The organism is Bradyrhizobium sp. Rc3b, assembly GCF_900114915.1.
Lineage (GTDB): Bacteria > Pseudomonadota > Alphaproteobacteria > Rhizobiales > Xanthobacteraceae > Bradyrhizobium.
In genome coordinates, this window is record NZ_FOUS01000006.1 from 219,584 (window position 1) to 233,470 (window position 13,887).

General features: G+C 64.9%; 11 protein-coding genes. All 11 read left to right on the top strand.

Going from position 1 to position 13,887, the window contains the following annotated elements; all coding sequences use genetic code 11:
* The first annotated feature begins 28 nt into the window (after positions 1–28).
* Complete coding sequence (locus tag BM190_RS16015; protein ID WP_028143032.1) at positions 29–1,528, top strand: tripartite tricarboxylate transporter permease; 1,500 nt, start codon at positions 29–31, stop codon at positions 1,526–1,528.
* Positions 1,529–1,933: 405 nt separating this feature from the next.
* Complete coding sequence (gene oxlT / locus BM190_RS16020; RefSeq protein ID WP_026201561.1) at positions 1,934–3,223, top strand: oxalate/formate MFS antiporter; 1,290 nt, start codon at positions 1,934–1,936, stop codon at positions 3,221–3,223.
* A 260-nt stretch (positions 3,224–3,483) separates the two neighbouring features.
* Positions 3,484–4,818: an oxalate/formate MFS antiporter gene (gene oxlT / locus BM190_RS16025; protein ID WP_092256441.1), complete on the top strand. Its 1,335-nt coding sequence runs from the start codon at positions 3,484–3,486 to the stop codon at positions 4,816–4,818.
* A gap of 177 nt (positions 4,819–4,995) precedes the next feature.
* Positions 4,996–5,424 (top strand): CBS domain-containing protein, encoded by a 429-nt coding sequence (locus tag BM190_RS16030; RefSeq protein ID WP_018315849.1) that lies wholly within the window; start codon positions 4,996–4,998, stop codon positions 5,422–5,424.
* 98 nt (positions 5,425–5,522) lie between these two features.
* Positions 5,523–6,542 carry a 2-dehydropantoate 2-reductase gene (locus BM190_RS16035; protein ID WP_092256444.1) on the top strand — a complete coding sequence of 340 codons (1,020 nt, stop codon included), beginning with the start codon at positions 5,523–5,525 and terminating at the stop codon, positions 6,540–6,542.
* Positions 6,543–6,553: 11 nt separating this feature from the next.
* Complete coding sequence (locus BM190_RS16040) at positions 6,554–7,327, top strand: fumarylacetoacetate hydrolase family protein (protein ID WP_177237102.1); 774 nt, start codon at positions 6,554–6,556, stop codon at positions 7,325–7,327.
* 589 nt (positions 7,328–7,916) lie between these two features.
* Positions 7,917–8,114, top strand: a complete 198-nt coding sequence (locus BM190_RS16045; RefSeq protein WP_018315845.1) for a hypothetical protein — start codon at positions 7,917–7,919, stop codon at positions 8,112–8,114.
* Positions 8,115–8,161: 47 nt separating this feature from the next.
* Positions 8,162–8,812 (top strand): hypothetical protein, encoded by a 651-nt coding sequence (locus BM190_RS16050; RefSeq protein ID WP_092256450.1) that lies wholly within the window; start codon positions 8,162–8,164, stop codon positions 8,810–8,812.
* Between the two features lie 1,328 nt (positions 8,813–10,140).
* A complete protein-coding gene (locus tag BM190_RS16065) occupies positions 10,141–11,136 on the top strand; it encodes an NAD(P)H-dependent flavin oxidoreductase (protein ID WP_092256453.1) in 996 nt (331 codons plus the stop codon).
* Positions 11,137–11,161: 25 nt separating this feature from the next.
* Positions 11,162–12,133 (top strand): quinone oxidoreductase family protein, encoded by a 972-nt coding sequence (locus BM190_RS16070; protein WP_092256456.1) that lies wholly within the window; start codon positions 11,162–11,164, stop codon positions 12,131–12,133.
* A 205-nt stretch (positions 12,134–12,338) separates the two neighbouring features.
* On the top strand, positions 12,339–13,712 hold the full coding sequence (locus tag BM190_RS16075; protein WP_092256459.1) for a cation-efflux pump: 1,374 nt from the start codon (positions 12,339–12,341) through the stop codon (positions 13,710–13,712).
* Positions 13,713–13,887: the final 175 nt, after the last annotated feature.

Consider the following 13,887-nt stretch of genomic DNA (forward strand, 5'->3'; position numbering starts at 1 on the left):
TTCAATTGCTGCTGCAGGACGTATCGATATGGAAGAGTTGGCCAATCTATTTCACGGCTTCGCGGTCGCCCTGCAGCCCTATAACATCATGCTGATGATCATCGGCATCACGCTCGGGGTCATCATCGGCGTGCTGCCGGGGCTCGGGGGCGCCAACGGCGTGGCGATCCTGCTTCCCCTGACCTTCAGCATGCCGCCGACATCGGCGATCATCATGCTGTCATGCATCTACTGGGGCGCCTTGTTCGGCGGCGCCATCACCTCGATCCTGTTCAACATCCCCGGCGAGCCATGGTCGGTGGCGACCACCTTCGACGGCTATCCGATGGCGCAGCAGGGCAAGCCCGGCGAAGCCCTGACCGCCGCCTTCACCTCCTCCTTCGTCGGCGCGCTGTTTGCCGTCATCATGATCACGCTGGTCGCGCCGCTGGTCGCGGGCTTTGCGCTGCGATTTGGTCCGGCGGAGAAGTTCGCGGTGTACTTCCTCGCCTTCTGCAGCTTCGTCGGCCTCAGCAAGGAGCCGCCTTTCAAGACCATCGCGGCGATGATGATGGGCTTCGCGCTCGCGGCGGTCGGCCTCGATTCGATCACCGGGCAATTGCGGCTCACCTTCGGCGTCACCGAGCTGCTCAACGGTTTCGACTTCCTGATCGCCGTGATCGGCCTGTTCGGGATCGGCGAGATTCTGCTGACCATGGAGGAAGGGCTCGCCTTCCGCGGCGGCAATGCCAGCATCAACCTTCGCGTCGTGCTTCAGACCTGGCGCGAGCTGCCCACCTACTGGATGACTTCGCTGCGCTCCTGCCTGATCGGCTGCTGGATGGGCGTCACGCCCGCCGGAGCGACGCCGGCCTCCTTCATGAGCTACGGCATCGCCAAGCGCCTGGCGCGGCGCGGCAACAATTTCGGCAAGGGCGAGATCGAAGGCGTGATCGCGCCGGAGACGGCCGCGCATGCGGCGGGCACCTCGGCGCTGCTGCCGATGCTGTCGCTCGGCGTGCCCGGCTCGCCGACGGCTGCCGTGCTGCTCGGCGGCCTCCTGATCTGGGGCCTGCAGCCGGGCCCGATGCTGTTCGTCGAGCAGAAGGAATTCGTCTGGGGCCTGATCGCCTCGATGTATCTCGGCAATCTCGCCGGCCTCATCGTCGTGCTCACCTGCGTGCCGCTCTTCGCCGCGATCCTGCGCGTGCCGTTCGGCATCATCGCCCCGCTGATCCTGGTGCTGTGCGCGATCGGCGCCTATTCGGTGCACAACAGCACCTTCGACGTGATGCTGATGCTGGTGTTCGGCGTGCTCGGCTATCTCCTGAAGAAATGCAACTACCCGCTCGCACCTCTCGTGCTCGCCATCGTGCTCGGCGACAAGGCGGAGGAAGCCTTCCGCCAATCGCTGCTGGGATCGCAGGGCTCGCTCGGGGTGTTCTTCTCCAACGGCCTCGTCAGCACCATCATGGCGCTCGGTCTGGTCGCCCTGTTCTGGTCCGCGATCCAGGAAGGCTACAGCCGGCTCCGCATGTCGATGGCGTGAGGCGCGCGCCGGCGCAATCGCGTCGGCGGCCGCCGTTGAACCCGGCCATGCGGCCGAACTTCTGGAATACAGAATTCCACGACGCAGCAGTCACGGCATAGCCGCGCACCGATGTGCGAGGGGGCCGCGCGCTCGACCGACCCAGAAGCTGAAAATTGTGGATGCGTAGGTTCCCACCAGCTGCTTGCGGCTTCGCCGCAACGGGGAAGACTTCTCACGAAATCAATGCGTTGATCGCAGGCCGAAAGCGAATTGGGCTTTACAATCGCCCGGCCATGGCGCATGTGATAAAGCCGCGATATTTCGCCGCACCCTCCAGTCCTTCGCTTGAATCTTGGCATAATGAATACCAGGATGCGGCCAGCGCACGCATAAAAATGATCGGCGCCTTCGGGAGGGTTTTTTATGACAGACATGGTGCAGTCAACAGCGGCCCCAAGCGTCGCGCGCGTCAGCGACGCCTATCGCTGGACGCAGTTGGCAGTTGGCGTCGCCGCGATGGTGATGATCGCCAATTATCAGTACGGCTGGACGTTCTTCGTCCCTGACATCCAGAAGAAGTTCGGCTGGGATCGCGCGTCGATCCAATGGGCCTTTACACTCTTCGTCCTGTTTGAGACCTGGCTGGTCCCGGTCGAAGGATGGTTCGTCGACAAATACGGTCCGCGCATCGTCGTGCTGGTTGGCGGCGTGCTCTGCGCCATCGGCTGGGCGATCAACGCCCAGGCCACCTCGCTCAACGGCTACTATCTCGGCATGATCATCGCCGGCATCGGCGCCGGCGGCGTCTACGGCACCTGCGTCGGCAACGCGCTGAAGTGGTTTCCGGACAAGCGCGGTCTTGCCGCGGGTATCACCGCCGCGGGCTTCGGTGCGGGCTCCGCGCTCACCGTCGCGCCGATCCAGGCCATGATCAAGGACAGTGGATTCCAGACCACCTTCCTCTATTTCGGCCTCGGACAGGGCATCATCATCTGCATCCTCGCCTTCTTCCTGCTCGCGCCGAAAGCAGGCCAGGTGCCGACCGTGGTGGCCAATGCCAACCTGCTGCAGACCCGGCGCAACTACCAGCCGACCGAGGTGCTGCGTCAGCCGATCTTCTGGCTGATGTACTTCATGTTCGTGATCGTCGGCGCCGGCGGCTTGATGGTGACGGCCAACCTGAAGCCCATCGCGGCCGACTGGAAGGTCGACAACGTGCCGGTCACGCTGATGGCGGTGACGATGACGGCAGTGACGTTCGCGGCCACCATCGACCGCGTGCTCAACGGCCTGACGCGTCCGTTCTTCGGCTGGATCTCCGACATGATCGGCCGCGAGAACACGATGTTCATCGCCTTCGGCATGGAAGGTTTCGGCATCTGGATGCTCTACCTCTGGGGCCACGATCCGATCTGGTTCGTGCTGCTCTCGGGCTTCGTGTTCTTCGCCTGGGGTGAGATCTACTCGCTGTTCCCCTCGACCTGCACCGACACGTTCGGCGCCAAGTTCGCGACCACCAATGCCGGCCTGCTCTACACCGCGAAGGGCACCGCCGCGCTGCTGGTCCCGATCGGCAACTACATGCAGCAGTCGTCGGGCACGTGGGACAGCGTGTTCATCATCGCGGCCGGTGCCAACATCCTGGCTTCGCTGCTGGCGATCGCGGTGCTCAAGCCCTGGCGCAAGGTCGTGGTGGCCAAATCGACCATCTGACACGCTCCATCACAGCTCTTCATCAAGCAGACGCCCGGCCTCACGGCCGGGCGTTTTCGTTTTGGCGACGTCTTGCAGCGCCGTTCCCCTCCAATGGAACCGCAGATTTGTGACAATCCGCCGCAGTTAGGGCTTGCATTCTGGAATATGGTATACCAAGCTCCGTGCCGCGCTTGCGACGATAAGCCACAACATTTGCGACACTGGGTCATCTTGCCATCCAAAGTCGCGATCAATCAGGCGCGTTGGGAGGTTTCTTGATGATTTCCAGCACGGACGGCGCCGTCACGGCCGCGCCTCTTCGCACCGGTTTCCGTTGGCTCCAGCTCGTCATGGGCATCGTCTGCATGGCGATGATCGCCAATTTGCAATATGGCTGGACGCTGTTCGTCGATCCGATCGATGCGGCCCACCACTGGGGACGCGCCGCGATCCAGCTCGCCTTCACCGTCTTCGTCGTCACCGAGACCTGGCTGGTGCCGATCGAAGCCTGGTTCGTCGACAAATACGGCCCGCGCATCGTCGTCATGTTCGGCGGCGTGATGATCGCGCTGTCCTGGATTCTCAACTCCTATGCCGACAGTCTCACTTTGCTCTACGCGGCCGCGATCATCGGCGGCATGGGCGCGGGCGCGGTGTACGGCACCTGCGTCGGCAACGCGCTGAAATGGTTTCCCGACCGCCGGGGCCTTGCCGCCGGCGCGACCGCGGCCGGCTTCGGCGCCGGCGCCGCGCTCACCATCGTGCCGATCGCAACCATGATCGCATCGAGCGGCTATCAGCACGCCTTCTTCACCTTCGGCATCGGCCAGGGCGTGATCGTGTTCGTGCTCGCCTTCTTCATCCAGCCGCCGCGGCTCTCGATCCCGCCGAAGAAGAAGCAGCTCAACCTGCCGCAGACCAAGATCGACTTCACCCCGCCGCAGGTGCTGCGCAGCCCTATTTTCTGGGTGATGTATCTCGTCTTCGTCATGGTCGCATCCGGCGGCCTGATGACAGCGGCGCAGATCGGCCCGATCGCGCACGACTTCAAGATCGCCGACACCCCGGTCACGCTGGCCGGCTTCCAGATGGCGGCACTGACCTTCGCGATCTCGCTCGACCGCATCCTCGACGGCTTCGGACGCCCCTTCTTCGGCTGGGTCTCCGACACGATCGGCCGCGAGCACACCATGTTCATCGCCTTCGGCACCGCGGCGCTGATGCTGCTGACGCTGTCGGCTTACGGCCATGTCCCGGTCGTGTTCGTGCTCGCGACCGCGGTGTATTTCGGCGTGTTCGGCGAGATCTACTCGCTGTTCCCCGCGACCTGCGGCGACACCTTCGGCTCGAAATTCGCGACCACCAACAACGGCATGCTCTACACCGCGAAGGGCACCGCCTCCCTGCTCGTCCCGCTCGCCAGCGTGATCTCGGCGACCTACGGCTGGAAGGCCGTGTTCGTGGTCGCCGTCGCCTTGAACGCGACGGCGGCGCTGACGGCGCTGTTCGTGATCAAGCCGATGCGCCGCTCCTTCATCCTCGGCAAGGAAGTCGAGAGCGCGAACATCGCAACCGGCAGCGCCAAGACCACTGCAAAGACCGAGACGGCGTAGCCGCCACTTACATTGCAGGGATCGACCAAGGGGCGCAGCGATGCGCCCCTTTTCTTTTTCGCGCACGGCAAACGTCAGTATTACTGTCGCAAGATTTTTCGGATCGCCCAAACCAGCGCTTGACGATTGGCATTATGTATACCACACTTCTCGCAACATTCACCCAGGGAGGTTGCAATGCTGGTCGGAGACATTCTGCGCAAGAAGACGCCGCGCGTTGTCACGGTGCGAATGAACGAAACGGTAGGTATCGCCGCCAAGCTGATGCGCGCCAACAACATCAGCGCTCTCGTGGTCAAGGACGTGGTCCGCTCCGAGGGTAATACCGCCGTCGGCATGTTCACCGAGCGCGACGTGGTGCGCGCCGTCGCCGAGCACGGCGCGAACGCCGTCAACGTCAAGGTCTCGCAGCTCGTCTCGGTGCAGCAGCTGGTGTCCTGCAGCTCCAGCGATACGATCGAGCAGGTCCGGCATCTGATGAACCGGCATCACATCCGCCATTTGCCTGTCATCGACGATTACAGCCTCGTCTCCGTCATCAGCATGCGCGACATCGCAGCTGCCATGGACGAGGCCATCAACGGCAAGCCGCAAGCGGCAGCCTGAAGCGACGCACTCTTCCCCTGTGACTACCGGCCGGCTCGGACGCGTTCGAGCCGGACCGGATCTTTCGTCCCAAAATTCCGGTCTCCCGCGAGGATTTCATGAAGATCTGCATCTACGGCGCCGGCGCAATCGGCGGATATCTCGGGGTTCAGCTTGCGCGCGCAGGCGCCGATGTCAGCCTCATCGCGCGCGGCGCGCACCTTGCCGCAATGCGCGAGCGCGGCCTGACGCTGCTCGCGGGCGAGGAGAAGCACACCGTGCATCCGCGCTGCACCGACGATCCCGCCGAGCTCGGCGCGCAGGACTACATCATCATCACGCTGAAGGCCCATTCCATCACCGGCGTGATCGAGAAGATGCAGCCGCTGCTCGGGCCGCACACCCGCATCGTCACCGCCGTCAACGGCATCCCCTATTGGTACTTCTACAAGCACGGCGGCCAATACGAGAATTCGACGCTGGAGAGCATCGACCCCGGCGGGCGGCAGTGGCGCGAAATCGGCGCCGAGCGCGCCATCGGCTGCATCGTCTATCCCGCCACCGAGATCGAGGCGCCCGGCGTGATCCGCCACGTCTACGGCAACAACTTCCCGCTCGGCGAGCCCTCCGGCGAGATCACCAGCGACGTGCAGCGCCTCGCGGATCTGTTCGTCGCGGCCGGGCTGAAGGCGCCGGTGCTCGACCGCATCCGCGACGAGATCTGGCTCAAGCTGTGGGGCAATGTCTGCTTCAACCCGATCAGCGCGTTGACCCATGCAACGCTCGACGTGATCTGCACCGATCCGTCTACCCGAGCGCTGTCGCGCGCGATCATGGTGGAGACACAAGCGATCGCCGAGACCTTCGGTGTCAAGTTCCGCGTCGACGTCGAGCGCCGCATCGAGGGCGCCCGCAAGGTCGGCGCGCACAAGACCTCGATGCTCCAGGATCTCGAGCGCGGCCGCCCGATGGAGATCGACCCGCTCGTCACCGTGGTGCAGGAGATGGGCCGCCTCACCGGCATCGCGACGCCCGCGCTCGATTCGGTGCTGGCGATGGTGACCCAGCGCGCCCGCATCGCCGGGCTCTATGACGGCGTTTCGACGCCGTCAGATCCCCGCGCACTGGCGGTGGCGTGATGGCGGGCGAGATGAAGCAGTGGCTGCGCTTCCGGAATAATGGCGCGACCGGTTTCGGCACGCTGACGTCATCGGGCATCAGCGTGCACGAGGGCGAGATGTTCGGCCGCAACACCGCGACCGGCAAGATCCTGGCGCTGTCGGAGGTCGAGCTGCTGGCGCCTTGCGCGCCCAGCAAGATCGTCGCGCTCTGGAATAATTTCCACGCGCTCGCCGCCAAGCTGAACCAGCCCGAACCGCCGGAGCCGCTTTATCTGCTCAAGGCCACCACCACCATCACGACGCCGGGCGCCGTGATCCGCCGTCCCTCCTATTACGACGGCAAGACCACCTATGAAGGCGAGCTCGGCATCGTCATCGGCAAGACCTGCGCGCGTGTCTCCCCCAGCGAAGCCAACAGCTTCATCTTCGGTTACACCTGCGTCAACGACATCACCGCCAACGACATCCTGACCAGCGACCCTACCTTCCCGCAATGGGCCCGCGCCAAGGGCATCGACGATTACGGCCCGTTCGGTCCCGTCATCGCAACCGGCCTCGATCCGGCCAAGCTGACCGTCCGCACCATCCTCAACGGCGCGGAGCGGCAGAACTACCCGATCTCCGACATGATCTTCTCGGCGCAGCAGCTGGTCAGCAAGATCTCCCACGACATGACCCTGCTCCCCGGCGACCTCATCGCCGTCGGCACCTCGGTCGGCGTCGGCGTGATGAAGGAGCCGGTCAACACCGTCACCGTCGCGATCGACGGCATCGGCGAGCTCACCAACGAGTTTCGGCTGTAGCCGCGAACACCGTCCCGTAGTCCGGATGAGCGCAGCGACATCCGGGACGGCTCTTCGCTTGGTCCCGCATGCGCTACGCTCGTGCGGGCTACTCACTTATTCTCGCTGCAGCGCGGCAAAATTGATCCGGCGCAAATCGCGCCAGCACGGCCGCCTTATCCTTCCCGGCAGTCAATTTCTGACGCCAGGGAGGATGCCATGACGAATGCAGGTAATGCACTTTTGTGGACAGCTCTGTACTTTGCTCTCGCGTTCGGTGCGATCTTCGCGGTCTGGTTCGCCGACAAGATGCGCTCGAACTTCCTCGGGAAATGATAGCGCGCACGGCGCCGCAGTCCGGATGAGCCAAGCGACATCCGGGACGGACGACCCGCAAAGCACCCCGGATATCGCTACGCTCTTCCGGGCTACGGCACCGCGGTCCGCACTCCGAAACATCCAGACACATCACATCTGCGCGCGTCAGAGATATGCCGCCAACATGTCGCGGGGGTGCCGCACTGTCGTCGCATTCCGCCGCCCTTCTGTGAGGCGTGTCTGGGGGGCACGGCACTGCCGTGTTTGGACCAAACCTTCTAGGGGTATCGCTGTGAAGAAGATTGTAATTGCTCTGGGTGCCACGCTTGCTCTGGTGACGGCTGCGAACGCTGCGGATCTGCCGCGCCGCCAGCCCGTGCCGGTCTATCCGGCCGAGCAGGCGCCGATCGGCAAGATGCCGATTGGCAAGAGCCCGGTTGGAAAGGCCCCGATCGGCAAGGCGCCCGGCCCGGTCGCTGCGCGTTACTGAAACGCAAGCAAGACTAGCGTAAGCGGCCGACAGTCGAGGGGCACAGCGTGACGAACAAACCTGATCGATCGGGACCCTGCATCCTTGCGGGGTTCGCCCTCGCGGCCATGATCGCGTGTACGACGCCCTCGGCCTCGGCCCACGAAGCGAACAAGCGCGTTGCTGACGCCAACGCGCTTGCCACGACCGACTCCACATCGCGGCCTCAGCCGCAAGCGGCGCGGCGCTCCGTCGCGCGTGTGGAGAAGGGTCCCTATTACGTCGACTTCCGCGCCCGCACGGCCGCGAGCTGGGGCCATGCCTTCGTCTGGTACGGCAAGACCAGCGAGAAGGCGGTCGAGGTCGCAGGCCTCACGCCCGCCGGCGACACGCTGGCTTACGTGCTCGGCCACATCACCTTCGTGCCGTCGGAGACCGGTGCGAGCTACGGCGATCTCGATCCGGAATATCTGACCGCGAGCTACCGCGTCTATCTGAACGAGGCCGACGCCAAGCGCGTGTTCGCCTACATCAAGAAACTGCAGGCGAGCTCGCCGGTCTGGAACGCCGAGACCACCAACTGCACCGGCTTCATCGGCGACATCGCCGAGTTCATGGGCCTGAAGGTCCCGTATCGCTGGCAGCGCCCGGAAAACTTCGTCAACAGCCTCAAGGACATGAACGGCGGCCGCCAGATGGTGCGGCTGTCGGCGGAGTAGCTGCCCTGTAGCGGCGGCCTCGTAGCCCGGATGGAGCGAAAGCGAAATCCGGGACCGCCTTCGCTCGTCGCACAGGCCCCGGATTGCGCTACGCTCCATCCGGGCTACGAACCCGCCGCCGTCACCTCCGGCGTCATTGCGAGGCAAGCCCTTGCGAAGCAATCCAGAGTGTTTCCGCGGAGGGATTCTGGATTGCTTCCGCCTTCGCCAAAGGCTTCGGCGGACAAGTCGCTGCGCTCGCAATGACGGTGGTTGACGCAGCGGTGCGCATAGCGCTCCGACACGTTCGGAGCGCCCTCGCCCGTCGGGCAAAACACCCGCCAATTTCTCCACTGTGCTTGTCAATCCCCGCCCGCCAAAATATTCCACTTTACCGAAATTCGGATTTGTCGTACACACAAGCCACCCTGGCCCGAGACAAGGGGCGGATCGCGATCGTCACGAACCGCGGGCCGGGGTGCGATGGACGCGACGGCGTCGGGCGCGAGCAGCATTGCAGGGCGGGAAACCGTGAGCAAAGCGCTTCGCGCATACGACCCGGCGCCGACAGCGTCTTCGCATGGCTTCGGGCGTGAGCACGCGCCAGCACTCGAAGCGACATGCGAAGACGTGCGCGGACGGTCAAGTCGTGTGGTCCTGACGCCCGGGGTCTGTGCGTCAAGTCCTGCGGTGATGTGGCGGCCAACCGGTGCGCGCATCAATCATCCGCAAGGCGACGGGGGCAATAGTGCATCGCTCCCCGGGGAGAGCACGAAGTACGCCGTAAACCATCGCGCAGGGAAGGCCGGGCGTTCGGCTCACCTGTGGTCCACCCCGTGTGCATCTTTTTCGCGCACGGACTTACGGGTGCCAGCCGGCGCCCGGCCTTCCCTGCGCCCTTGTCTTTCATGAGGGCAACGCGACGAAGCAAAGCTCGGGCGCAGATGCCGCGAGAGCGCGAAGGTGTGTCTGCGACGAGCACAAACTGCTTATTGCCGCGGGTCCAAATCTATGATCGTCCCTGAGGTGCGCGCTCAGGGGCGCATCGCGCCACCGAGCAAGCCTCGAAGGGCGACAGCCCGGCTTTCGCAGCGTGGCCGTTCATCCTTCGAGGCTTGCTGCACCTTGCTTCGCACCGTGCAGCTCGCACCTCCAGCGACAACCGCTTCGCGGTTGCGCGGGGATGACGGAACAAAATTATCCGCCCCGCGGAATCATCCCCACCGCCCGCATGATCGCCCCGCCCCCACCGCACGCCCGCGCAATAGACATTTCCCGACCCGGGCGGCATCCTTGCGCCATCAACCGACAACAGAGCCTGCGGGCCATCCCAGGGGGACACACACGTCATGTTGCAGACACGGTTCACGAAACTCGTCGGCGTCGAGCACCCGATCGTCCAGGGCGGCATGCAATGGGTCGGCCGCGCCGAGCTGGTCGCCGCCGTTGCCAATGCCGGCGCGCTCGGCTTCATCACGGCGCTGACCCAGCCGACGCCGGAGGATCTGACCAAGGAGATCGCGCGTTGCCGCGACCTCACCGACAAGCCGTTCGGCGTCAACCTCACCATCCTGCCCGCGATCAAGCCGCCGCCCTATGCCGAATACCGCGCCGCCATCATCGAGAGCGGCATCAAGGTGGTCGAGACCGCCGGCAACAAGCCGCAGGAGCATGTCGACGAGTTCAGGAAGCACGGCGTCAAGGTCGTGCACAAATGCACCAGCGTCCGCCATGCGCTCTCGGCCGAGCGCATGGGCGTGGACGCCATCTCGATCGACGGCTTCGAATGCGCCGGCCATCCCGGCGAGGATGATACGCCCGGCCTGATCCTGATCCCCGCCGCCGCCAACAGGATCAAGATCCCGATGATCGCCTCGGGTGGCTTTGCCGACGCCCGCGGCCTCGTCGCCGCGCTGGCGCTGGGCGCCGACGGCATCAACATGGGCACGCGCTTCATGGCGACCAGCGAAAGCCCGATCCACCAGCTCATCAAGGAGAGAATCGTCGCCAATGACGAGCGCGAGACCGAGCTGATCTTCCGCACCATGCGCAACACCTCGCGCGTCGCCAAGAACGAGATCTCGACCAAGGTCGTCGCGATGGAGAAGGAAGGCGCCAAGTTCGAGGACATCCGCGACCTCGTCGCCGGTGCCCGCGGCAAGATGGTCTATGCGACCGGGAATTCCGACGAAGGCATCTGGTCGGCCGGCCAGGTGCAGGGCCTGATCCAGGACATCCCGACCTGCGCCGAGCTCATCTCCCGCATCGTGCGCGAGGCGGAAGCGATCATCCGTAGCCGGCTCGAGGGCATGATCGTTCAGCCGCAACGCGAAGCCGCCGAATAATCACCGCAAGAAGCGAGAGCAATCCATGAAGGCTTACGTCTACGGCCCTGAGGGCGCTAGGATTTCCGACGTCGCTCAACCAAAGCCGAAAGGCACGCAGGTGCTGGTGCGCGTCCGCGCCTGCGGGCTCAACCGCGCCGACACCGGCATGCGCAAGGGGCACGCCCACGGCGCGGCCGGCGGCGCCGGCACCGTGCTCGGCATGGAATGGGCCGGCGAGGTCGCCGAGCTCGGGCCGGATGCCAAGGGCGTCAAGATCGGCGACCGCATCATGGGCTCGGGCGGCGCGGCATTTGCCGAGTACACACTCGCCGATCACGGCCGGCTGTTCCGCGCGCCCTCGAACATGAACTTCGAGGAAGCCGCCACCCTGCCCGTCGCGCTCGCGACCATGCACAACGCCGTCGTCACCGTCGGTGGCGTGCAGGCGGGCCAGAGCGTGCTGATCCAGGGCGCCAGCTCCGGTGTCGGCCTGATGGCGATGCAGATTGCAAAACTCAAGGGCGCAAAGCTCGTGATCGGCTCGTCGACCGACGCCACGCGCCGCGGCCGGCTGAAGGAGTACGGCGCCGACCTCGCCGTCGACAGCTCCGATCCGAAATGGGTCGACGAGGTGCTGAAGGCGACGAACGGTGAAGGCGTCGACCTCATCGTCGACCAGGTCTCGGGCAAGGTCGCGAGCCAGAACCTTGCGGCGACCAAAGTGAAGGGCCGCATCGTCAATGTCGGCCGGCTCGGCGGCACCCATGCCGATTTCAACTTCGACCTGCACGCCGCGCGCCGCATCGACTATGTCGGCGTCACCTTCCGCACCCGCACCATCGAGGAGGTCCGCGAGATCTTCGAGGAGGTCAGGAAGGACATCTGGGGCGCGGTGGAGTCGCGAAAACTGCAGCTGCCGATCGACCGGGTGTTCGCATTCGACGACATCGACCAGGCGTTCGAGCACATGGAGGCGAACAAGCATTTGGGGAAGATCGTGGTGACGGTGCCGTAGAGCGCCGACAGCGGTCCCGTAGGGTGGGCAAAGCGAAGCGTGCCCACGATCTGTATCCATCACGGACGAATGGTGGGCACGGCGCCAACGCGCCTTTGCCCACCCTACGAGGCCGGAGCAAGACCGGATCGCTCCTGCAAATCACTAGCGACAACAGCTGTGGATCGCCGCTTGATGTTCACCCCCGGGCTGCTAAATCCCCGCCATGACCTCCCAGCACAACAAAACCTCGGTCGCCGCGATCTCGATCTTCGCCAGCGGCGGCATGGCGGCGGCCAAGTTCGCGGTCGGCATCGCGATCGGCTCCCTCGCGCTGATCTCCGAGGCGCTGCACTCCTCGATCGACCTGGTCGCGACCATCATCACCTGGGCGGTGGTGCGGGTGTCGGACAAGCCGGCCGATGAGGAGCACCATTACGGCCACGGCAAGCTGGAGAGCGTCTCTGCGCTCGGCGTTACTGCCCTGCTCTACGTGCTCGCCGGCGGCATCCTGGTCGAGGCCTACAGCCGGCTGCGCGAGGGAACACCGCCGCCGACCATTTCGGCCGTGCCCTTCGTCGTGCTGGTGATCGACATCGTCGTCAATCTCTGGCGCGCCCGCGCCCTGCATCGCGCCGCGCGCGAGACCAGGAGCCAGGCGCTCGCCGCCGACGCGCTGCATTTCGCCTCCGACGTGATGGGCTCCTTCGCCGTGATCATCGGCCTGATCCTCGCCGCCCTCGGCTTCTGGTGGGGCGATGCCGCGGCGGCCGCCGCGGTCGCCGTGATGATCGCAGCTCTCGGCCTGCGCATGGCCGGCTCGACCGTGCAGACGCTGGTCGACCGCGCCCCGGAGGGCGCGCAGGAGAAGGCTACGGCCGCGATCCGAAGCGTCCCGGGCGTGATCGACGTGGAGCGGCTGCGGGTGCGCATGGTCGGGGCGACCACGTTCATCGACACCATCGTCAAGGTGCCGCGGACCTATCCGATCGACCGCGTCGAGGACATCAAGCACAACGCGCAAGCCGCCGTCGCCAAGGCGTTCGGCGACACCGACCTCTCCTTCACCGCCGTTCCCGTCGCACGCGACAACGAGACCGTGCGCGACCGCATCATGGTCATCGCGCGCAATTCGGGCCTCGCCGTCCACCACGTCACGGTGCACGATCTCGGCGCCAAGCTGATCGTCAGCATCGACCTCGAGGTCGACGCCGGGATGCAGTTAGAGGCCGCCCACGAAGTCGCCAACACGCTGGAGCGCAACATCCAGGAGGAGTTCGGCGAGGACGTCGAGGTCGACGTCCACATCGAGCCGCTGGAACCGGAACTGCCGTTCGGGGTCGATGCCGCGCCGGAACGCGTCCAGGCCATCGCCGCCGCGCTGACCGAATATGCCGCCGGCGGCGAGATCCACGACATCCATAATGTGCGCGTCCGCAACACCGACGCCGGCGAGATCGTCAATTTCCACTGCCGCGCCGCGCCGTCGATGAGCGTGATCAAGGTGCACGAGCACGTCGACGCCATCGAGCGCGCGCTGCGGCGCGCGTTCCCGAGCGTGAAGCGCGTGATCAGCCACGCCGAACCGCCGCGTGCGTGACGGAGAGCGTGCGAGGAGTCACACGTTCTCGTTTCGGACTCCTCGCGCCCGTGCGTTTGCGGACGCGCGATGCGCAAACTGCGCGTGGGATAAGAATAATTTCGCGTTAACGATTCATTGACTCTCGACACCCCGCGAAAACTGGATTCAAATCGCTGTGATTCGGAAGCGATGT